Origin of the sequence: Kitasatospora sp. NPDC056651 (genome assembly GCF_042792155.1) — a bacterium.
Taxonomy (GTDB): domain Bacteria; phylum Actinomycetota; class Actinomycetes; order Streptomycetales; family Streptomycetaceae; genus Kitasatospora.
In genome coordinates this window covers 1-22,528 of the sequence record NZ_JBHTWX010000044.1, presented here as the reverse complement: position 1 = coordinate 22,528, position 22,528 = coordinate 1, and the positions used below count along the sequence as shown (strand labels likewise).

General features: G+C 75.3%; 14 protein-coding genes. 12 read left to right on the top strand and 2 right to left on the bottom strand.

Going from position 1 to position 22,528, the window contains the following annotated elements; all coding sequences use genetic code 11:
• Positions 1-94 precede the first annotated feature (94 nt).
• The 7 genes from ACFRAR_RS18800 to ACFRAR_RS18770 all read left to right on the top strand — a co-directional run bounded on the left by ACFRAR_RS18800 (position 95) and on the right by ACFRAR_RS18770 (position 7,023).
• Entirely contained in the window at positions 95-1,744 is a 1,650-nt protein-coding gene (locus ACFRAR_RS18800; protein ID WP_380699206.1) for an NRAMP family divalent metal transporter, read from the top strand.
• Positions 1,745-1,873: 129 nt separating this feature from the next.
• On the top strand, positions 1,874-2,140 hold the full coding sequence (locus tag ACFRAR_RS18795; protein WP_380699205.1) for a hypothetical protein: 267 nt from the start codon (positions 1,874-1,876) through the stop codon (positions 2,138-2,140).
• Positions 2,141-2,254: 114 nt separating this feature from the next.
• Positions 2,255-2,644 (top strand): winged helix-turn-helix domain-containing protein, encoded by a 390-nt coding sequence (locus ACFRAR_RS18790; RefSeq protein WP_380699204.1) that lies wholly within the window; start codon positions 2,255-2,257, stop codon positions 2,642-2,644.
• Between the two features lie 131 nt (positions 2,645-2,775).
• Entirely contained in the window at positions 2,776-3,315 is a 540-nt protein-coding gene (locus ACFRAR_RS18785) for a hypothetical protein (protein WP_380699203.1), read from the top strand.
• Positions 3,312-3,704 carry a glyoxalase gene (locus ACFRAR_RS18780; protein WP_380699202.1) on the top strand — a complete coding sequence of 131 codons (393 nt, stop codon included), beginning with the start codon at positions 3,312-3,314 and terminating at the stop codon, positions 3,702-3,704. Before ACFRAR_RS18785 ends, ACFRAR_RS18780 begins: the two co-directional genes overlap by 4 nt.
• 113 nt (positions 3,705-3,817) lie before the next feature.
• Positions 3,818-5,617 (top strand): ABC transporter permease, encoded by a 1,800-nt coding sequence (locus ACFRAR_RS18775; RefSeq protein ID WP_380699200.1) that lies wholly within the window; start codon positions 3,818-3,820, stop codon positions 5,615-5,617.
• 14 nt (positions 5,618-5,631) lie between these two features.
• Positions 5,632-7,023 (top strand): nitrate/sulfonate/bicarbonate ABC transporter ATP-binding protein, encoded by a 1,392-nt coding sequence (locus ACFRAR_RS18770; protein WP_380699199.1) that lies wholly within the window; start codon positions 5,632-5,634, stop codon positions 7,021-7,023.
• Between the two features lie 147 nt (positions 7,024-7,170).
• On the opposite strand, the gene ACFRAR_RS18765 is transcribed toward ACFRAR_RS18770, so the two are convergent.
• Positions 7,171-7,584: an ArsR/SmtB family transcription factor gene (locus ACFRAR_RS18765; RefSeq protein ID WP_380699198.1), complete on the bottom strand. Its 414-nt coding sequence runs from the start codon at positions 7,582-7,584 to the stop codon at positions 7,171-7,173.
• A gap of 308 nt (positions 7,585-7,892) precedes the next feature.
• Here ACFRAR_RS18765 and ACFRAR_RS18760 point away from each other — a divergent pair, with 308 nt between their 5' ends.
• Both ACFRAR_RS18760 and ACFRAR_RS18755 read left to right on the top strand, forming a co-directional pair.
• Positions 7,893-8,657: a hypothetical protein gene (locus tag ACFRAR_RS18760; protein ID WP_380699197.1), complete on the top strand. Its 765-nt coding sequence runs from the start codon at positions 7,893-7,895 to the stop codon at positions 8,655-8,657.
• Positions 8,658-8,837: 180 nt separating this feature from the next.
• The gene (locus ACFRAR_RS18755) at positions 8,838-10,169 is read left to right on the top strand and encodes a helix-turn-helix domain-containing protein (protein WP_380699196.1); all 1,332 of its coding nucleotides are present in this window, start codon (positions 8,838-8,840) and stop codon (positions 10,167-10,169) included.
• 30 nt (positions 10,170-10,199) lie between these two features.
• Here the strand turns inward: ACFRAR_RS18755 and ACFRAR_RS18750 are convergent, their stop codons facing one another.
• Positions 10,200-11,183 (bottom strand): LuxR C-terminal-related transcriptional regulator, encoded by a 984-nt coding sequence (locus ACFRAR_RS18750; RefSeq protein WP_380699195.1) that lies wholly within the window; start codon positions 11,181-11,183, stop codon positions 10,200-10,202.
• Between the two features lie 333 nt (positions 11,184-11,516).
• Between ACFRAR_RS18750 and ACFRAR_RS18745 the strand changes: the two genes are divergently transcribed.
• The 3 genes from ACFRAR_RS18745 to ACFRAR_RS18735 form a co-directional block, all read left to right on the top strand.
• Positions 11,517-12,887, top strand: a complete 1,371-nt coding sequence (locus ACFRAR_RS18745; protein WP_380699194.1) for a transposase — start codon at positions 11,517-11,519, stop codon at positions 12,885-12,887.
• A gap of 355 nt (positions 12,888-13,242) precedes the next feature.
• On the top strand, positions 13,243-13,458 hold the full coding sequence (locus tag ACFRAR_RS18740; protein ID WP_380699193.1) for an MbtH family protein: 216 nt from the start codon (positions 13,243-13,245) through the stop codon (positions 13,456-13,458).
• 203 nt (positions 13,459-13,661) lie between these two features.
• Positions 13,662-22,528: amino acid adenylation domain-containing protein (locus tag ACFRAR_RS18735; RefSeq protein WP_380699192.1), on the top strand; the 8,867-nt coding region annotated here is incomplete at its 3' end.

The window sequence follows — 22,528 nt, the reverse complement described above, 5'->3', positions numbered from 1 at the left end:
CCGCGCGCCGATGCGCCATGCCCGCACCCACGCAGGGAACGCCGCCGCCTGCCTCCGACCCGCCCCGCCTGTCCGGGGCCAGGGAGGAAACGTCATGACCACTCACGCCACCCTCAACTCCACGGTGCCCGAGCCGCGTTCGGCCGTCCTCGACGACGCGCACGTCGGCGACATCAAGGGCGCGCTCGGCACCATCCGGCTCGACGACACCACTCCTCGCCACGGCCTGTCGGCGAGACTGAAGACCCTGCTCGCGATCGTCGGCCCCGGCCTGATCGTGATGGTCGGCGACAACGACGCCGGCGCCTTCTCCACCTACGGGCAGGCCGGGCAGAACTACGGCACCCAGCTGCTGTGGACGCTGCTGATGCTCGTCCCGGTGCTCTACGTCAACCAGGAGATGGTGCTGCGCCTGGGCGCCGTCACCGGGGTCGGGCACGCACGGCTGATCCTGGAGCGGTTCGGCAAGTTCTGGGGCGCGTTCAGCGTGATCGACCTGTTCCTGCTGAACGCGCTGACGCTGGTCACCGAGTTCATCGGGGTCACGCTGGCGGCCGGGTACCTGGGCCTGCCGAAGGTCGCCTCGGTGGTCCTGGCGGCCGGGATCATCATCGCCTCGGCCTTCACCGGCTCCTTCCAGCGCTTCGAGCGCGTCGCCGTCACCCTGTGCATAGGCTCGCTGCTGCTGGTCCCGATCTACTTCATGGTCCACCCGAAGACCTCGCAGATGGCCCACGACTTCGTCGTCCCGAGCATGCCGGGCGGCTCCGGGCAGCTCGCCGCCGTGATGCTGGTGATCATCTCCATCGTCGGCACCACCGTCGCCCCCTGGCAGCTGTTCTTCCAGCAGTCCTACGTCATCGACAAGCGGATCACCCCGCGCTTCATGACGTACGAGAAGGTCGACCTCTGGATCGGCATCGTCGTGGTGATCGTCGGCGCCGCCGCCATGATGGGCTTCACCGCCGCCGCCTTCGCCGGCACCGACGGCTTCGGCCAGTTCTCCGACGCCGCCGCCGTCGCCCGGGGCATCGAGGACAAGGCCGGCCACCTGGCCGGCGTGCTGTTCGCCATCGCGCTGCTGGACGCCTCGATCATCGGCGCCTTCGCGGTGTCCCTGTCCACCGCGTACGCGATCGGTGACGTGTTCGGCATCAAGCACTCGCTGCACCGGGGCGTGAAGGGCGCGAAGGGCTTCTACGGGATCTACGCGGGCCTGGTGGTCGCGGCGGCGGCGATCACGCTGCTCTCCACCGACTACACCCAGGGCCTGATGACCCAGTTCGTCCAGGTGCTGGCCGGGGTGCTGCTGCCCTCCGCGACCGTCTTCCTGCTGCTGCTCTGCAACGACAAGGCCGTCCTCGGCCCCTGGGTCAACGGCCCCAAGACCAACGCCTTCACCTCCGCCGTGGTCGGCGCCCTGGTGATGCTCTCGCTGATCCTCACCGCCGCCGTGGTCTGGCCGGACATCAGCTCCGAGGCGATCCTGTGGATCATGGCCGGCTGCGGCATCGCGGGGGTGCTCGTCGCCGGGTACTTCTTCACCTTCGGGCGCCGGGGCACCAAGGAGGACCCCATCGACCGCACCGGCCGGGAGAACTGGCGGATGCCCCCGCTGGAGACCCTCGACAAGCCGGTGCTCTCCACCGCCCGCAAGATCGGCATGGGCGCGCTGCGCGCCTACCTGCTGATCGCGATGGTCATGGTCATCGTCAAGATCGTCCAGACCGCGCTGAACCACTGATCCCGCCCGGGTGCCCTCGGGCCACCCCGGCCCGCCCGGGCACCCCCTGGGCCCCTCCCGGCCCACCGCGCGCATCCGTGTCCACCGCGCGCATCCCTGTCCGCCGTCCTGTCACGGAGGTGACCTGCCATGACCATCGTCGCCGCTTTCCAGCCCACCCGTCCGACCACCGACCGGGGCCGACTGCGCTCCACCCTCGCCGCCGTCGGCCGACGCCTGGCGGCGAGCCCACTGGACAGCACCGTCCTGAGGGCCGGCCCGGCGGACGGGACCGCGAACGGTACGGCGGACGGCACGGTGGGCAGGGGCGCCGGCGGGCTGCGGGCCCGCTGGCGGACCGTCACCGCGCCGGACGGGACCACCCGGCTGGAAGCCACCTGGCACCCCGGCCGCTGAGCGGCCCGGCCACCGCACGACCGGCCGCCGCACGACCCGCCGGCGCTCCCGCCCGTCCGTGTTCCCGTCCGTCCGCGTTCCCGTCCGACCAGACCCCGAAGGAGTCCTTCCGCCATGGCCCTGCGCTACCCCAGGCTCGACGCCCTCTTCTCGGACCACCCCACACCCGCCCCGGCCCGCCGCCCGGCCCCGCGGACGGCCCCCGCGCCCGGCCTGGTGGTGGACACCGACCAGCGCACCGTCACCGTCGAGGGCCGCCAGGTCACCATGCCGTACCTGGAGTTCGAGCTGCTCGCCCACCTGGTCGGCAACCCGCTGCGGGTGCACTCCCGGCGCCAGCTGATGGAGAACGTCTGGGGCCGCCCGGACACCGGCGACTCCCGCACCATCGCCACCCACATCGCCCGGATCCGGCGCAAGCTCGGCCCCGGGCACCGGGAGGCGATCGCGACCGTCCGCCAGATCGGCTACAAGTACGACCCCCGGCTGGTCCGGGCCTCCTGACCCCTGCCACACGGCCGGACCGGGCACCCACGACCGCCCGAGACGGCACGCCCGTCCCGGAAGGCATGACCACCCCGGAAAAGCACGCCCGTCCCGGAAAGCACGACGACCACCGAAGGAGGACTCCCGCGATGACCCGAACCGTCCTGTTCCCCAGGACCGGCAGAGGGACCGCGCTGTGCGGCGTCCTGCTGCTGATCACCGCCGAGGGCCTCGCCGTCGGCCTCGCGCCCGACCCGCTGCGGCTCTTCCTGTCCGGCACGTTCATCGGCGCCTCGGCCGCCGGGCTGCTGCTCGCCCTGCTGCTGGCCACCAGCCGGCGACGGGCGGGCACGGCCGCGGCACTGGCCGGCGCCGGGCCGCTGGGCGGGGACGCCCAGTGGTTCAGCGCCCGCTCGCTGGACGGCTTCCCGATGGAGCAGGTCCGCCCGCTGCTGCTCTCCCCCGGCGCGCCCGGCCTGAACCGGCTGTACACCGCCTGGGTGTTCGCCACCCACGGGCACGACCCGCAGTGGATCGCCCGGCACCTGGACCTGCCCACCCGGACCGCCCGGCTGCTGGTCACCGCGGCCCGGCGGCACGCCCCGGCCGGACCGTCCGCACCGCCCGGCCGGTCCGCACCGTCCGACCCGTCCGACCCGTCCGACCCGTCCGAGAGGAGGCCTCAGTGATCACGGCCCTCGACCACGTCCAGCTCTCCGCACCACCCGGCAGCGAGGCGCTGCTGCGCGCCTTCTACGGCGACGTCCTCCAGATGGCCGAGATCCCCAAACCCGGGCCGCTGACCGGGCGCGGCGGCTGCTGGTTCGCCGCCGACGGCGGGCGGGTCCGGCTGTACCTGGGCATCGAGGAGCGGTTCCGGCCCAGCACCAAGGCGCATCCCGGGATCGCGGTCCGCGAGATCGACGAGTTCGCGCTGCGGCTGTCCGAACTGGGGGTCCTGGTGGTCTGGGACGACAGCCTGCCGCCCCGGCGCCGCTTCTACACCACCGACCCCGTCGGCAACCTGCTGGAGTTCGTCGAGGCCGCCGACGGCCCGACGGGGCAGCGCACGGGGTAGTACACGGGGGTAGCACACGGGCGGGGCTCCCGTCGGCGTCCCGGGGCGGGACGGGTTTGCGTACGGACGTACCGAGGGAGCAGACTGCCCGGGTTTGCGCCGGAGGTGCCGCCATGACCCTGCCGAAGTCCGCCCCGGCCCTGTCCCGGGGCCCGCTGCCCACCCGGACGGCGAGCCGTCTGGGCGGCCGGGTGTGGGTGGACCTGGTCGTCGCCGCCGCCGTCCTGGTGCTGCTCTACCTCGCCCTGCGCCTCGGCCAGGGCGGCACCCTCCGCTTCGCCACCGCCCGGGACGCGGCCGTCGACACCGACCCCGCCCGGCTGCCGTACGACGCGGTGCGCTCGCTGCTGCGGATGTTCGCCGCGCTCGCCGTCTCGGTGGTCTTCACCTTCTGCTACGCCTACGCCGCCGCCCGCAGCCGCCGGCTGGAGCGGGTGCTGATCCCGGCGCTGGACATCCTCCAGTCGGTGCCGGTGCTCGCCTTCCTGAGCGTCGCCGTCTCCGGCTTCCTCGCCCTGTTCCCCGGCTCGATGCTCGGCCTGGAGTGCGCGGCCGTGTTCGCCATCTTCACCTCCCAGGCCTGGAACATGACCTTCGCCTTCTACCAGGCGCTGGTCTCGCTGCCCCCCGAACTCGACGAGCTGTCGCGCTCGTTCGGGTTCAGCCGGTGGATGCGGTTCTGGAAGGTCGAGCTGCCCTCGGGCATGATCGGCCTGGTCTGGAACGGCATGCTCGGCTTCGGCGGCGGCTGGTTCTTCCTGGTCGCCTCGGAGGCGATCACCGTGGACAACCAGCGGTACGCGCTGCCCGGGGTCGGCTCGTACGCGGGCGCCGCCATCGCCGCCGGGGACCTCGGCCGGGTCGGCTGGGCGATCGCCACCATGGTGGTGCTGGTGATCGGCGTCAACTTCCTGTTCTGGCGGCCGCTCACCGCCTGGGCCGAGCGGTTCAAGAACGAGCAGTCCGAGGCCACCGAGGTCCAGCGCTCGGTCGTGCTGGACCTGCTGCGCCGCTCCCACCTGCCCGCCGCGCTCGGCCGGGCGCTGCGCCCCGCGGGGCGGGCCCTGAACCGGGCCGGACGGGTGTTCGGCACCGCCGGGCGGGTCCACGGCACCGCGGGGCGGGTGTTCGGCACCGCCGACCGCCGGCCGGCCGCCCACCCCGCCCGGCGGCGCGCCGGGGACGTGGCCTTCGCCCTCGTCTCCGGCGGGATCGTGCTCTGGGGCGTCGTCGACCTCGGCCGCTACCTCGTCGACCGCACCGGCCTCGGCGTCTTCGGCGAGCCGCTGCTGCTCGGCCTCGCCACCGCCGCCCGGGTGGTGGTGCTGGTCGCGGTGGCCACCGTCGTCTGGGTGCCGATCGGCGTGAAGATCGGCTTCTCGCCCCGGCTGACCAGGATCGCCCAGCCGGTCGTCCAGGTGCTGGCCGGCTTCCCCGCCAACTTCCTCTTCCCGCTCGCCGTCTGGCTGCTGCTGCGCACCGGGGTGTCGATCGACCTCGGCGGCATCCTGCTGATGGCCCTCGGCTCCCAGTGGTACATCCTGTTCAACGCCATCGCCGGCGCCATGGCCGTCCCCGCCGACCTGCGCGAGGCGATGGACGACCTCGGCGTGCGCGGCCGGCAGCGCTGGCGGCGGCTGATCATCCCGGGCGTCTTCCCGGCGTACGTCACCGGCGGCATCACCGCCTCCGGCGGCGCCTGGAACGCCTCCATCGTCGCCGAGGTGGTCACCTTCGGCGGCACCACGCTGACCGCGACCGGCCTCGGCGCGTACATCGCCCGGGCCGCCGAACACGGCGACCACCCGCACCTGCTCGCCGGGGTCGCGGTGATGAGCCTCTACGTCGTCGCCCTCAACCGCCTGCTCTGGCGCCGGCTGTACCGGCTGGCCGAGCGCCGCTACTCGCTGTAGTCCGGAGTCCGCCGATGCGCTTCCCCTTCCGCTCCCGTGCCGCCCGGCCCGGCCCCGTACCCGCCTCGGCTCCCGACACCGCGGGCGACGACGAGGTCCTGCTGGAGACCGTCGGCCTGACCAAGGCCTACGCCGGCGCCGCCGGGGAGCTGCCGGTGCTCTCCGGCATCGACCTCGCCGTGCGGTCCGGCGAGATCGTCGCGCTGCTCGGGCGTTCCGGCTCCGGCAAGTCCACCCTGCTGCGCTGCCTCGCCGGCCTCATCCCGCCCACCTCCGGCACCGTCCGCTACCGCGGCACCCCGCTCACCGGCGCCAACCCCGGCAGCGCGCTCGTCTTCCAGACCTTCGCACTGCTGCCCTGGCTGACCGTCCGGCAGAACGTCGAGCTCGGCCTGGAGGCCCGCGGGGTGCCGCCCCGGGACCGCGCCCTGGCCGCCGCCCAGGCCATCGACCTGATCGGCCTGGCCGGCTTCGAGTCCGCCTACCCCAAGGAACTCTCCGGCGGCATGCGCCAGCGGGTCGGCTTCGCCCGGGCCCTGGTCGTCGAACCGGACGTGCTGATGATGGACGAGCCGTTCTCCGCGCTCGACGTGCTCACCGCCGAGAACCTGCGCGGCGAGCTGATGGAACTGTGGGAATCCGGCCAGTTCCCCACCCGGGCCGTCGTCCTGGTCACCCACAACATCGAGGAGGCGGTGCTGATGGCCGACCGCATCGTGGTCCTCGGCGCCCGCCCCTACGGGACCATCCGGGAGACCGTCGAGGTCGGCCTGGAACGGCCGCGCGACCGCGACTGCGCCGCCTTCGACGAGCTGGTGGACCAGGTGTACCGGATCATGACCGGCCGCCCCAAGGACACCCGGGGACCCGGCCGCGCCGATCCCGACCCCGGCCCCGAGCGCCGCACCGTCGCCGGCACCCCGCTGCCCACCGCCGGCGTCGACGGGCTCACCGGCCTCGCCGAGACGATCGCCCACCGGGGCGGGCGCTGCGACCTGGCCGGGCTCGCCGACGAACTCGGCCTGGACATCGACGACCTGCTCCCCCAGGTCGACGCCCTCGACCTGCTCGGCTTCGCCGAGGTCCACGGGGACGACCTGCTGCTCACCGAGGCCGGCGCCGCCTACACCGGGGCCGACGGGCAGGACGCCCGGGCCGTCTTCGCCGCGGCGGCCCTGGAGGTCCCGCTGGTCAAGCTGATCGCCAACAGCCTCGGCGGCCGGCCCGGCGCCACCGTGCGCACCGGCTTCCTGCGCGACCTGCTCGGCCGTCACTACACCGCCGGGCAGACCGACCGGCAGCTGGAGACCGCGACCGACTGGGGGCGCTACGCCGGGCTGTTCGCGTACGACGCCGACCGGCAGGAGTACCGGCTGGAGCACCGCCCGGAGGCACCGGGGCGCTGACGGCCCGGGTCGGCCCGTCGCCGGGGCCCTGACGGCTCAGCTCGGGTCGGCCCGTTGCCGGGGCGCTGACGGCTCAGCCCGGGTCGGCCCGTTGCCGGGGCGCTGACGGCCCGGCCCGGGTCGGCCCGTCATAGCCGCGCGAACAGGTCAGCCCGTCGCCGGGCGCCGTCGCACCGCCCGGACCGCCCGGGCGAAGGGCTGCGGCGCGGTCGCACCGGCCGGCGCGGCGCCGTCGTCGTCACCGCCGTCGCGGCGGGCCGGCAGGTCGTGGGCGATCAGCGCGGCCTCGGTGAGCAGCCCGCGCACCTCGGTGGCCCGGTAGAAGATCCGCGTGCCCTCCCGGCGCGCCACCACCAGCCCGGCCGCCCGCAGCTTCGCCAGGTGCTGCGAGGTCGCCGCCACATGCGCGCCCAGCAGCTCGGCCAGCTCGCTCACCGGCAGCTCCCGCCGGGTCAGCGCCCACAACAGGCGGTACCGCGAGGGGTCCGCCACCGCCTTGAGCACCGCCACCGCCCGGTCCGCCGCCTCCGAGTCCCAGGCCTCTTCCTCCGCACCACCCATGCCCCCGATCGTACCGACGCCGGTCGGGCCCGCCCCGCCCGGCGGCGGCTCCGGCCGGACGGAGACCCACGACCGGCGTCCGGGGCGGCGCCGGACGGCTCCCGGCGGCCCGGGAACGTCCCGCGGAGCCGTTCCAGGCGGATGCGGGACCGCAGGTCAGAGGGGGTGGAACCGTTCCAGCGTCCCGCCTTGGCCGGTAAGCCTGGCGGACCGGCCGGTGCGCGGACCAGAGTGCTGCTCAGCGGTCGGCGCCGACGGCCCGCCGCCTGGTCCGGTCCTTCACCCACATCCGTTACGGGGGAACCTCCATGTCCGCTCGCCGCTCCGTGGCCACCCGCCGCGCCCTGTTCGTCCCGGCCGCCCTCGCCCTGGGCGCCGCCCTCACCCTGACGGCCTGCGGGCCCGACAACGGCGAGGCGGCCCAGCCCGCGAAGCCCGCCCAGACCACCGCACCCGCCGCCGGGGCCCCCGCAGCGCCCGGTACCGCCGCACCGGCCGCCCAGCCGTCCGCCGGCGCCCCGGCCACCAAGGCCCCCGCCGCCACCGGCTCCGCCCGCCCCAAGAACCCCGTCGCCCCGGCCACGGGCGGCGGGGGCGCGGCCGGGGGCGATGAGTCGTACGCCTACACCCACTCCTGCAAGGGCGACGTCGTGACGGTCAAGGTCAGCACCCGGGCCGGGGCGCCCGACCAGCGGGTGATCGAGGTGCACAACCCGGGCAGCACCTACTGCGGCCTGAGCTACTACCCGCTCGTCGTCATCGGCAAGGCCGCCGCCGCCGACCGCAGCGACAACGTCGCGCCGCTGGTCCCGGGCGGGCTGGGCGGCCCGCCGGCCTACGCCCTGGCGCCCGGCAAGAGCACCTACGCGGTGATCGACCTCAACCCCGGCAGCGGCGTCTCGCGCGACTGGGACGAGCTGAACGTCCTGGCCGACGACCAGATGCCCAACGCCTACACCCACAACTTCCCGCTCGGTGCCGGCGCGAAGGTGGGCAAGCAGCCCAAGCTCGGCCTGTACCGGGAGACCGTCGAGGGCGCCGCCTCGTCGGTGGAGCAGGCCGGCAAGAGCTGACCCGCTCCCTCGGCTCCCGCTTCCTCCTCCCCTCGCTCCCCTCGCTCCTCCCGCCGCCTCTTCCCCTCGCCCCTCCCGCTCCTTCGCTCCCCCTGTTCCGGGCCCCGCCCGGGTCTGCCGGTACGGTGATCCGCACATCGACGGCGCCCCGGGCCGGCCGGGGCGGGAGAAGGGCAGCACATGAGCGTGGAGACCGAGGAGTTCGCGGCGACGCTGCGCGAACTGAAGGAGCGTTCGGGGCGCAGCTACGGCGCCCTGGCCACCCGGCTGCACGTCAGCACCTCGACCCTGCACCGCTACTGCAACGGCGCGGCGGTGCCGGCCGAGTACGCGCCGGTGGAACGGCTGGCGCGGGCCTGCGGGGCGAGCGCCGAGGAACTGGTCGAGCTGCACCGCCGCTGGATCCTGGCCGACGCGGCCCGCCGCCGGGAGACGTCCTCGGCGAACACCCCGGCCGCCCCGGCCGCCGTCCCGGTCACCGCCCAGGCCACCGCCGAGCCGGCGCCCGGACCGACGCCCGGCCTCGTGCCCGCCCCGCGGTCCACCGGCCCCGTACTGGAAGAGGAGGTGACGACCGTGCACCCCGCGCCCCCGCCCGCCGCACCGCGCCGCCGAACCCGGGTGCTGCTGAGCGCGACCGCCGTGGCCGCGCTGGCCGCCGTGGTCTCGGTCCTCGCCCTGCGCGACGCCGGCGGCGCCGCGAACCCCGGCGCGGCGTCCTCCGCGCCCCCCTTGATCGCCGCCCCCGCCGCTCCGTCCACCACCGCCGGCACCCCGGCTCCGCCCGCCCCCGCCGAACCCCCCGCGGCCCCCTCCGCCGTTTCCTCCACCGCTCCCAGCGCCGCCGACACCTCGTCCGCGACCGCCTCGGCGAGCCCCGAAGATGTCCCCGCCCCCTTCCACGTCACCGTCCTCAACAACAACTGGGACAGCCCCTGCAACCAGTGGTTCCTGTCCGCCCGCGCCCCCTCCCAGGTCCCGCCCCCGCCGTCCTCCGGCCGGGTCGACAGCTGGGCCGCCTCCCAGCGGATGGTCCCGGCCGGGCACCTGCGGATCGAACTGACCGCCCAAGGCGCGAGCGCCGACACCGTCGTGCTGAACGCCATGTACGTGCAGGTGGTCAGCACCCGGCCCGCCCCCAAGTGGAACGCCTACACACCCGGCACCGGCTGCGGCGGCGGCCTCACCCCGGCCTCCTTCGCGGTCGACCTCGACTCACCCGCCCCGCGCGCCGTCCCCGTCCCGGGCAAGGAGGGCGAACGCAAGACCGCTACCACGAACTTCCCGTACAAGATCACCAACAGCGACCCCCAGGTGATCGACGTGGACGCCGCCACCCTCTCCCAGGACGTCAGCTGGTTCCTCGAACTGGTCTGGTCCGACGGCACCCAGAAGGGCACCCTGCGGGTCGACGCCGGCGACCACCAGCCCTTCCGCACCGTCGGCCGCCACGGCGCGCCCAACTACTCCTACGAGGGCACCTCCTGGGCCCCGGCCCACGACGAGGGCTGACCACCCCCTGCCGCCGCCGGGCGGGAGGGGTCAGAGGTCGTCGAGGGGGTCGTCGAGAATGCCCTCGCGGGCGATGATGTAGCCGAGGTGGCCGCGGCTGCGGCTGCCGAGGAGTTCGCTGGCCTTCTGGATGTGGCTGGAGACGGTGCGGGTGCTCATGCCGAGGCGGGTGGCGATGGCCTCGTCGGTGTAGCCGTTGACCATCAGGCGCAGAACGTTCTGGCGGGTGCGGGCGGTCAGCAGGCGGGGGCGGTGGTGGCCGGGCTGGTAGGTGACGGGCTCGGCGCGCTCCCACATCAGCTCGAAGATCTTGAGCAGGTACTCGACCAGCGGCGGGAGTTGGATGAGCATCGCCGCGGCCTCACGGTCGGCACCGGCCGGGATGAAGGCGGTGGAGCGGTCGCAGATGATCACCCGGTCGAAGACCTCGTTCAGGGTGCGCACCTGGGCGCCCTGGGCGGTGACCTGTTCGATGTAGGCCAGCGTCGGGCCGTGCGAGCGCACGGTGTGCTGGTAGAGGGTGCGTTGGCGCACGCCGCGGCCGGCCAGCGCGAGGTCGCGCGGGAGCGCGTCGGCCAGTTGGTCGGGGGCGCGGCCGCCGCCCGGCTGGGCGGTGAGGAGTTCCTCGGTGCAGGCGGCGACGGCCTTCTCCAGCGCGGGACTGATCTCGTCGCCGGCCAGCACCCGGATCGGCAACTTGGCCCGCCGCATGACGTCCCGGTAGGCGTGCTCGGCGGCGTGGAAGGAGCTCTGCAGCCCGGCGAGCCGCTCCTGGTGCGCCAGGACGGCGAGTTCGAGCGGCCGGGTCAGGCCGGTGGCGGCGATGTCGGGCGGGACGGGGGCCAGCCGGTCGGCGGAGCCGGGCAGCGGGCGCAGCAGACCCATCGCCAGCAGGCACTCGGGGGCCTCTCCCCGTGCCTCGCCCTCGGCCAGCGCCGTCCGGTAGAAGTCGATGCCGCGGTCGCAGAGTTGCGGGGCTCCCGTTTCATCACCGTTGTCCTGGCTTGGGCACATCTGGGCATCCTTCCGGCTTCGGCATTGCGGTTTCACGAATGCCCGTACCGGCCACCACCAGGCATCAGAACCGGCAAGATGAGGAGTGACTACCGTGCGAAAGCCGCCCCCCTGGCTCCGGCAGCGGTGAGTGTACGCCCAACGGGAGCGGAAATCATCGGCTGACGGTAGTCAGACGAGCACGGAGGCGGGGGGAGCCGGTGGTCACGGTCGCGGGCCGGCCGTACCCGGCAGCGGTGACCGGGGGGTCGCCGGCGCATCGCCCCTGGCGTCCCGTCGGGAATCCGGAGCGGCTCCCTGCGGATGGCACGGCCTACAGAGAGGCACCCCCAGTTGCGAGCTGATTCCGACCCGGCGTCACCGTCCGACGCCCTCGCCGGCCTGGTGGACCAGCGTCTGGTACGACAGTTGGCGGAGGCCGCCGCCGCCCAGGTCGCTTCCGGCGCGGTACGGCTGCTGGGCGAGGGCGGGCTGCTCCAGGCCTTCGCCAAGCAGCTGATCGAGGGCGCCCTGGAACTCGAACTCCAGGAGCACCTGCGGAACTCCGCTCTCCCACGCGGCTCACACACGGAGACGGAGACGGGCACGGAGACGGAGACGGAGACGGGCAGGGGCACGGGCACGGGCACGGGCACGGGCACCGGCGTCGGAGCCGGAGCCGCCACCGGTGCCAACGGCCGTAACGGCGCCCGGACCAGACGGCTGCTCACCGAAGTCGGCCCGGTCGAGGTGCGGGTGCCCCGGGACCGCGAGGGCAGCTTCTCCCCCAGGGCCGTCCCGCCCCGGGCCCGCCGGCTGCCCGGGCTCGACCGGCTGGTGATCTCGCTGACCGCGCGCGGCCTCAGCTCGGGCGAACTGGTGGCGCACCTGGCCGAGGTGTACGGCGTGGAGCTCAGCCGGGAGACCGTCTCGGCCATCACCGACCAGGTGCTCGACGAGCTCGCCGAGCGGCGCCGGCGGCGGCTCGACCCGGTCTACCCGGTGGTCTTCGTCGACTCGGTGCGCAGCGGCCGCCCGGGCGGGCCGCTGGTGCACCTGGCGCTCGGGGTCTCGGTCGAGGGCCGGCGCGAGGTGCTGGGGCTGTGGCCGGCCGCGGGCGGGGAGCAGTGGCCGCGGGTGCTGGCCGGGCTCGCCGAGCGCGGGGTGCGGGAGGTGTGGGTGCTGGTCGGCGGCACCGGCGCGGTGCTGGCCGAGGCGGCGGCCGGGCAGTGGCCGGGCGCGGTGGTGCACGGTTCGGTGGCCCAGCTGCTGCACACCGCGCTGCGGCACGCGCCCGGCGAGGACTGGGGCGCGCTCTCCCGGGCGCTGCGCGAGACCTGTACGGCGCCCACCGAGGAGGCGGCGCTGGAGCGGCTGTCGCGGGCCGAACGGGAGTGGGGGCCGGGCCACCGGGAGGTGTTCCGGGTCTGGCGGTCGGCCTGGCCGCTGCTGGCCCCCGGCTTCCGCTTCGGCCCCGAGGCGCGGCGCCTGCTGACGGGCGGGGGCGCGCTGGAGCGGCTGCACGCCCGGCTGCGCCGGATCGAGCAGTCGGCGGGCCGGGTGCGGGACGAACGGGCCGCGCTCAAGCGCGCCTATCTGGCGACGCTCGCCCTGGAGTCGCCCGCCGGGGCGGGACAGCCGGGTTTCGCGGACTGGCCAGCCGTCCGGGAGGAGCTTCGGCGGGGCTCGCCGGCTGCCACCGCCGAGCCGGGTTCCCACCACTGATCTGACATCACCGGGTGCGGTTTGGATCATGTCTGTGCGCTTTTGACATGGTCTGACCGGGCTTCCGGTTCACGCATTGCGTGTTCACGATCAGAGCCAGAGCTTCCACCCGTGTTCGGGCCTTCGGCAGGATGCGTCTCAGAGCGAAGAGGGCGGACCGCCCTATCCAGGAAGAGGATCCCGAGATGCCAAGCCCTGCCCTTCACGTCCACAAGACGCTCGGGGTTCACGCCGTTCCGCCGACCGCCGACGCGCCGCCCTTCCTGGACTCCGGCTGGGGCCGGTGACCCGCGCCGCCGGCTGACCACCCCCGCTCCGCCCTTCCCGCACCGCCCCGCACAGAGAGGAACCGACGATGGCGAACCCGTTCGAGGACCCCGAGGCCAGCTACCTCGTCCTGGTGAACGACGAGGGACAGCACTCGCTCTGGCCGGTCTTCAGCCCGGTGCCCGCCGGCTGGCAGCAGGTCTTCGGTGCCGCGGGGCGGCAGGACTGCCTGGACTTCGTCGAGCGGAACTGGCAGGACCTGCGCCCGAAGAGCCTGATCGCGCACCTGGCCTCCGAGCACTGACCGCGGCGCACCGGCCGCCGGGCCACTGAGACCGCCGAGACCGCCTCACCACGCCGCCGCCGCAACCCGTCGCCGCGCGGTCGCACCGTCATGCCGTCGGAGCCGTCCCGGTTCCGGCGTCTACGCGCGTGCATCGAAAGTGCATCGAACCAGCCAGTCGCACCCGCCACCGCGGGAGCCAGCCGCACGAGGGAGAGCGCCACATGTCCGGGGTCCAGCACACGCGCGGAGCCGAGCAGCGGCCGTCCGCCCCGGCCGACGTCCCCACCCCCGCCACGCCGGCCGACGGCGACACGGCCGTGCGGGACACCCGCCCGACCCTCGCCGAGCTGGTCGACGCCCAGGTCGCCCGCACCCCGGACGCCCCCGCGCTGTACGCCGAGGACACCACCCTCAGCTACGCCGAGCTGGACGCCCGCGCCAACCGGCTGGCCCGGCTGCTGGCGGCCCGCGGCCTGGGCACCGAGGACGTCGTCGCGCTGGCCCTGCCGAAGTCCCCCGAGGCGATCGTCGCGATCCTCGCCGTCGCCAAGACCGGCGCCACCTGGCTGCCCGCCGACCCGGCCTACCCGGCCGAGCGGCTGCGCCACATGCTGGCCGACTCCCGCGCCGCCCTGGTGCTCACCACCGCCGAGGCCGCCGGACGGCTGCCCGACACCGACGCCCCCCGGCTGTTGCTGGACTCCGCCGAGCACCTCGCCGCGCTCGCCGCCCGGTCCGGCACCCCGTTCACCGCCGCCGAGCGGGTGCGGCCGCTGAGCGCGCCGAACACCGCGTACGTCATCTACACCTCGGGCTCCACCGGCGTGCCCAAGGGCGTGGCCGTCACCCACACCGGGCTGCCGAGCATGATCGCCACCCAGGTCGCCGCGACCGGGGTCGGCCCCGGCAGCCGGGTGCTCCAGGCCTCCTCGCTCAGCTTCGACGTCTCGGTCTCCGACCTGGCCGCGGCGCTCACCACCGGCGCCGCGCTCGTCCTGCCCCGCGAGCAGAGCGAGCTGGTCGGCGAGGCGCTGGCCGCCCTGATCGACCGGTACGGCGTCACCCACGCCGACCTCGCCCCCGCGATGGCGGCCACCCTCCCGGACGTCCCGCTGCCCTCCCTGCGCACCCTGGTCAGCGGCGGCGAGGCCGTCCCGCGCGAGCTGGCCGCCCGCCTCGGCCGCGACCGGCCGATGTTCAACAGCTACGGGCCGACCGAGGCCACCGTCAGCGTCACCCTGAGCGAGCCGCTCACCGGCACCGAGCAGCCCCCGATCGGCCACCCCTTCCAGGACGTGCGCGTCCACCTGCTGGACGAGCGGCTGCGCCCGGTCGAGCCGGGCACCGTGGGCGAGCTCTACCTCTCCGGCCCGCACCTGGCCCGCGGCTACCTCGGCCGGCCCGCCCTGACCGCCGAACGCTTCGTCGCCTGCCCCTTCGGCGAGCCCGGCGACGGGCCCCTCCAGCCCGACGGAGGGCAAGGAGGGCGGATGTACCGCACCGGCGACCTCGGCCGCCAACGCCCGGACGGGCAGCTGGAGTTCGTCGGCCGGGCCGACGACCAGGTGAAGATCCGCGGCTTCCGGGTCGAGCTCGGCGAGATCGAGCGGACCCTCTGCGCCCACCCCGGGGTGCGCCAGGCCGCGGTGCTGCTGCGCGAGGACCGCCCGGGCGAGCGCCGGCTGGTCGGCTACACGGTCGGCCCCGCCGACCCGGCGGAGCTGCGCGCGCACTGCGCCGAGCGGCTGCCCGACCACATGGTGCCGGTCGTCGTGGTGCTCGACCGGCTGCCGCTCACGCCCAACGACAAGGTGGACCGGCGCGCCCTGCCCGCACCGGTCCTCGGCGCCGCCGACGAAGGCGGCCGGGCCCCCGCCGGGGAGTCGGAGCACGCCCTCGCCCGGCTGTTCGCCGAGGTGCTGGGCCTGCCCCGGGTGGGTGTCACCGACTCCTTCTTCGAGCTCGGCGGCGACTCCATCGTGGCCATCCAGCTGGTGTCCCGGGCCCGGCAGGCCGGGCTGAGACTCACCCCGCGCGAGGTCTTCGACGCCCCGACCGTCGAGGCGCTGGCCCGGATCGCCCGCCCGCTGGAGGGGCCGGCCGCCGCCGAGCCCGCCGGGGCCGGCCTCGGCGAGGTGCCGCCGACGCCGATCGTGCACTGGCTGGCCGCGCAGCAGGGCGCCGTCGAGAGCTTCTACCAGGCCACCCTGCTCACCCTCCCCGCGGGCACCGGCCACCAGCAGCTGACCACCGCCCTCCAGGCCCTGCTGGACCACCACGACGTCCTGCGCGCCCGCACCTCCCCGCTCGCCGGGCGCCCGTGGACGCTGCACGTCCCCGCGCCCGGCGCCGTCCCCGCCGGGAGCGTGCTGAACGCCGTCGCCGGACCGGCCACCGGGGAGGCGCTGCGCGCCGCGACCGAGGCCGCGCGCGACCGACTCTCGCCCGAGGACGGCCGGATGGTCCAGGCCGTCCGCTTCGACGACGGACCGGACCGGCCCACCCGGCTCCTGCTGGTGCTCCACCACCTGGTGGTGGACGGCGTCACCTGGCGCATCGTCGAGGAGGACCTGCTCGCCGCGCTCGCCGCCCTGCGCGAGGGCCGCGCCGTCGGACTCGCGCCGGTGCCCACCTCGTTCCGCCGCTGGGCCGAGCGGCTCACCGCCGAGGCCCGCACCGACCGCCGGGCGGCCGAACTCCCGCTCTGGCAGGCCGCCCTGGCCACCCCGGACCCGTTGCTCGGCGACCGGCCGCTCGACCCGGCGCGGGACACCTACGCCACCCAGGGCGTCCTGCGGCTGGTGCTGCCCGCCGGGACCACCCGGGCGCTGCTGACCGAGGTCACCGCCGCCTACCACGCCCAGGTCAACGACGTGCTGCTGACCGCGCTGTCGCTCGCCCTCGCCCACTGGCGCGGCCGGGAGACCACCGGGCCCGACGGCGCCGTGCTGGTCAGCGTCGAGGGCCACGGCCGCGAGGAGGTCGTCGAGGGCGTCGACCTGCACCGCACCGTCGGCTGGTTCACCTCCGTCCACCCCGTCCGGCTCGCCCCCGGGGCGCTGTCCTGGTCCGAGGTCACCGCCGCCGGACCCGAACTCGGCCGCGCCCTCGGCCGGGTGAAGGAGCAGCTGCGCGCCGTCCCGGACAACGGCATCGGCTACGGCCTGCTGCGCCACCTCAACCCGGCCACCGCCGCCGCGCTCGACGGCCACGCCGAGCCCCAGATCGAGTTCAACTACCTGGGCCGCTTCCAGCCCGAGGGCGTCACCGCGGACGACGTGCTCGCCGGGGCCGAGGCGATGACCGAGGGCGCCGCCGACGGCCTCGCGCTCGCCCGGGTCCTCGGTCTGGACGCCACCACCGTCGACACCCCGCAGGGCCCGCTGCTGGTCGCCCAGTGGTCCTGGGCCGCCGAGCTGCTCGACGAGGAGCGCGTCCGCGGCCTCGCCGAGGCCTGGTTCACCGCGCTGAGCGCGCTCGCCGAGCACGCCGGCCGGCCCGGCGCCGGCGGGCACACCCCCTCCGACTTCCCGCTGGTCGCGATCGACCAGCCCGAGCTGGACCGGCTCGCCGAACTCCACGCCCCCGCCGCCCTGGTGGACGTCTGGCCGACCTCGCCGCTCCAGCAGGGCATGGCCTTCCACTCGGCGTACGACACCGAGGGCGCCGACGTCTACACCGCCGTCTGCACCTTCGACGTCACCGGCCCGGTGGACGCCGGCCGGCTGCGCGCCGCCGCCGAGGCGCTGCTGTCGCGCCACCCGAACCTCAAGGCCGCCTTCCACCAGCGGCTCGACGGCCCGCCCGTCCAGGTCGTCCCGGACACCGTCGAACTCCCCTTCACCGTCGTCGACGTGAGCGACCACGCCGACCCGGAGGCGGAGGCCGCCCGGATCGCCGCCGCCGAGTACGGGCGCCGCTTCGACCTCACCAGGCCGCCGCTGCTGCGCTACACCCTGCTCAGACTCGCCCCCGGGCGCCACCGGCTGATCGCCGCCGCGCACCACATCCTGCTGGACGGCTGGTCCACCCCGCTGTTCGCCGAGGAGCTGTGGGGCCTGTACTTCGAGCGGCCGATGGACCCGGCCGTCCCGTACCGCGAGTACCTGCGCCGGCTCACCCGGTGCGACGACACGGCCGCCCGCGCCGCCTGGGCCCGGGCCCTGGCCGGCGCCGACGAGCCGACCCTGCTCGCCCCCGGCCGCTCCACCGCCGCCCCCCGGCTGCCGCTGCGCCTGCACGGCGGGCTCACCCCGGCGGCCACCGAGGCCCTCGCCCGCACCGCCCGCCGCTACGGCGTCACCCTCAACACCGCGGTCCAGGCGGCCTGGGGGGTGCTGCTGGCCCGGCTCACCGGACGCGAGGACGTGCTCTTCGGCACCACCGTCTCCGGGCGCCCGCACGACCTGCCGGGCGTGGAGCGGATGATCGGCCTGCTCATCAACACCGTGCCGGTGCGGGTGCGCCTGGACCAGACGGAGAGCTGGGGGCAGCTGCTGCTGCGCCTCCAGCACGAGCAGTCCGCGCTGCTGGACCACCAGCACCTCGGCCTCACCGGGATCCAGCGGCTCGCGGGCATGGGAAGCCTGTTCGACACCGTCACGGTGTACGCCAACTACCCGGACCCGGCCGCCCTGGACGGCGCGGACCCGAGCGGCGCCACCCGGGTCACCCTGGTCGAGGACGTCGACAGCGCGCACTACCCGCTGGTGCTGGCACTCACCCCCGGGGACGGCCTCCAGCTGCGCCTGGACCACCAGCCGGACGCCTTCACCGCCGAGGAGGCCCGCGTCCTGCTGGACCGCTTCCTCGCCCTACTGGCGCGGATCACCGCCGACCCGGCCGAACTCGTCGGCACCGTCGAGGTGTTGACCTCCGCCGAGCGCGCCGAGCTGCTCGGCTGGAGCGGCACCCTCGCCCCGGCCCCGGCGGGCTCCCTGCCCGAGCTGTTCGAGGCGCGGGCCTCCGCCGCCCCGCAGGCGCTCGCGCTGACCGCCGAGGACGCCGAGCTGACCTACGCGGAGCTCAACGCCCGTGCCAACGCGCTGGCCCGGCGACTGGCCGAGGCCGGGGTCACCCGGGAGACGCCGGTCGCGCTGATGATCGACCGCTCGGCCGCCCAGGTGGTCGCGATCCTGGCGGTACTGAAGGCCGGCGGCCACTACGTGCCGCTGGACGACGCCCAGCCGGCCGACCGGCTGCGGACCGTCCTCGACGACGCCGGGGCCGCCCTCGTGCTGGCCGACGAGGCACACCGCGAGCACCCCGCGCTGGCCGGGCTGACGGTGCTCGCCCCGCACGCCGGCGATCACCCCGAGAACCTCGGACTGCCGCTGCACGCCGAACAGTTGGCGTACGTGATGCACACCTCCGGCTCGACCGGGGCCCCCAAGGGCATCGCCGTCACCCACCGCTCGGTGGTGGACCTGGCGCTCGGCGGGCAGTTCACCGGCGGCGCCCACGAGCGGCTGCCGGTGCACGCGCCCTCCGCCTTCGACGCCTCCACCTACGAGATCTGGACCCCGCTGCTCTCCGGCGGCCGGCTGGTGATCGCCCCGGCCGGCCGGCTCGGGATCGCCGAACTGGCGGCGGTGATCGGCCACGAGCGGACCACCGCCACCTTCGTCAGCGTCGGCCTGTTCAACGTGCTGGCCGCCGAGGCTCCGGAGACCTTCGCCGGGCTGCGCGAGGTGTGGACGGGCGGCGACATCGCCTCGCCGACCGCCATGCGGCGGGTGCTGGACACCTGCCCCGGGCTGCGGCTGTTCAACGTCTACGGACCGACCGAGACCACCACCTTCGCGACCCGCTTCCCGATGACCTCGGCCGCCGAGGTGCCGGACGTGGTGCCGATCGGCCGGCCGCTGCCCGACAACCTGCTGTACGTGCTGGACGCCGGGCTGCGCCCGGTGCCGGTCGGGGTGGCCGGCGAGCTGTACATCGGCGGCTCCGGCCTGGCCCGCGGCTACGTCGGCCGGCCCGGCCTGACCGCCGAGCGCTTCGTGGCCTGCCCGTTCGGCGGGCCCGGCGCCCGGATGTACCGCACCGGCGACGTGGTGCGGTGGACGGCCGACGGCGAGCTGGAGTTCGTCGGCCGCGCCGACGACCAGGTCAAGCTGCGCGGCTTCCGGATCGAACTCGGCGAGGTGGAGGCCGCGTTCGCCGCCCACCCGGCGGTCGGCCAGGTCTGTGTGGCCGTCCGCCAGGACCAGCCGGGCGACAAGCGCCTGGTCGCGTACGTCACCGGCGGCGCCGGGGCCGACGAACTGCGCGGCTTCGTCGCCGACCGGCTGCCCGGCTACATGCTGCCGGCCGCGATCGTCGTCCTCGACGAGCTGCCGGTGAACCCCAACGGCAAGGTGGACCGCAAGGCCCTGCCCGCCCCCGACTACCGCGGCGCCGACGGCGGGCGCGAGCCGCGCACCGACACCGAGCGCGCGCTCCGCGAACTCTTCGCCGACGTCCTCGGGTTGGACCGGATCGGGATCGACGACAGCTTCTTCGACCTCGGCGGGCACTCGCTGCTCGCCACCCGGCTGGTCAGCCGCGTCCGCGCCGCCCTCGGCGCCGAGCTGCCGATCCGCACCCTCTTCGAGCACCCGACGGTCGCCGCCCTCTCCGCCGCGCTGCCCGGCTCCTCGACCGTCCGTTCGGCCCTGCGGCCCGCCGAGCGGCCCGAGCGCGTCCCGCTCTCCCCCGCCCAGCAACGCCTGTGGTTCATCGAGCAGTTCGAGGGACCGAGCGCGCTCTACAACACCCCCGTCGCGGTCCGGCTGACCGGTGCCGTCGACCTGCCCGCCCTGGAGCGGGCCGTACGGGACGTGGTGGCGCGGCACGAGGTGCTGCGCACCGTCTTCCCGACCGTCGACGGCCGGCCGCACCAACTGGTGACCGACAACGCCGACTTGACGCTTCGGCGAATACCGGTGGCCGACCGGACGGAGCTGCGGACCGCCCTCCTCGCCGCCGGGGCGGAGGTCTTCGACCTCGCCCGCGACCTGCCGCTGCGCGCCACCCTGCTGTCCCTGCCGGACGACGAACACGTCCTGCTGCTGCTGATGCACCACATCGCCGGCGACGGCTGGTCGGTCGCCCCGCTCTTCCGCGACCTCGCCGAGGCCTACCGGGCGCGGCTGGCCGGCACCGGGCCGCGGTGGGAGCCGCTGCCGGTGCAGTACGCCGACTACGCCCTCTGGCAGCGCGGGCTGCTCGGCACCGACGAGCGGCCCAGCGCCCTGCTGACCGGTCAACTCGCCCACTGGCGCGAGGCCCTGGCCGACGCCCCGGAGGAACTGGCACTCCCCTACGACCGCCCGCGCCCGGCCGCGCCGGGTCACCGCGGCGGCCTGGTGGAGGTCGCCGTGGACGCCGGACTGCACGGCGCGCTCACCGAGCTGGCCGCCGAACGGAACGCCAGCCTGTTCATGGCCCTGCAAGCCGCCGTCGCCACCCTCTACACCCGCCTCGGCGCCGGAACCGACCTGCCACTCGGCACCCCCGTCGCCGGCCGCACCGACGAAGCCCTCGACGACCTGGTCGGCTTCTTCGTCAACACCCTCGTCCTGCGCACCGACACCAGCGGCGACCCGAGCTTCCACCAGCTCCTCGACCGAGTCCGCCGCACCGACCTCGACGCCTACGACCACCAGGACATCCCCTTCGAACGCCTGGTCGAGCACCTCAACCCCACCCGCACCCCCGCCCGCCACCCCCTCTTCCAGACCCTGGTGGCCCTGGAGAGCCGGGCGCCGGTCCCCGCCGCCTTCGGCGACCTGGGCTGCGCGGAGCACCCCTTCGAGCTGGACGTGGCCAAGTTCGACCTGTCCTTCCGCTTCACCGAGCAGGGCCCGCGGGCGGGCCTGACGGTGGCGGTCGAGTACGCGGTCGACCTCTTCGACCACGCCACCGCCGTCTCCCTCGCCGAACGGCTGCTGCGCGTCCTGCGCGCCGCCGTGGCCGACCCGGCGGCGCCGATCGGCGACATCGACATCCTCGACCCGGCCGAGCGCGAGCAACTGCTCACCGGCTGGAACGACACCGCCGCGCCCGTCCCGGACGCGACCCTGCCCGAGCTGTTCGAGGCCCAGGCCGCCGCCACCCCCGACGCGCCCGCGGTGGTCTCCGGGGACGGCACCCTCGGCTACGCCGAACTGGACTCCCGGGCCGAGCACCTGGCGGCCCACCTGACCCGCGCCGGAGTCGGTCCGGACACCCCGGTGGTCCTGCTGATGGACCGCTCCGCCGACCTGCTGACGGCGATCCTCGCGGTGGCCAAGGCGGGCGGCTGCTACGTCCCGCTGGACGACCGGCAGCCGGCCGAGCGGCTGCGCGGCATCACCGCCGGGACGGGCGCGGCGCTCGTCCTGGTCGACGCCGCGCACCGGGACCACCCGCTGGCCGCCGACGCCCCCTGCCCCGTCCTGCCGCTCACCGCGGGCTGGTTCGACGGTCCGCGCGAGCGGCGCGCCGAGCGGACCGCGCCCCACCCGGAGCAGCTCGCGTACGTGATGTTCACCTCCGGCTCCACCGGGGCCCCCAAGGGCATCGCGATCACCCACCGGGACGTGGTGCAGCTCGCCACCGACCCGTGCTGGCGCCGCGAGGAGGGTGTGCGGGTGCTGTTCCACGCGCCGCACGCCTTCGACGCCTCGACCTACGAGATCTGGGTGCCGCTGCTCTCCGGCGGCCGGGTGGTCGTGGCGCCGCCGGGCGACCTGGACGCGGCCGCCATCCGCGAGCTGGTGCGGGTCCACGCGCTCACCCACGTGCACGTCACCGCCGGCCTCTTCCGGGTCGTCGCGGAGGAGGACCCGGGCATCTTCGCCGGGGTGCGCGAGGTGCTGACCGGCGGGGACGTGGTCTCCGCCCCGGCCGTGCGCCGGGTGCTGGAGGCCGTCCCGGGCATCGCGGTGCGAGCGCTCTACGGGCCGACCGAGACCACCCTGTGCGCGACCCAGTACCCGATGCCGCTCACCGCGGCGGTGCCGGACACGGTGCCGATCGGGCGCCCGCTGGCCAACACCCGGCTGTACGTGCTGGACGCCGGGCTGCGCCCGGTGCCGGCCGGGGTCGCGGGCGAGCTGTACAT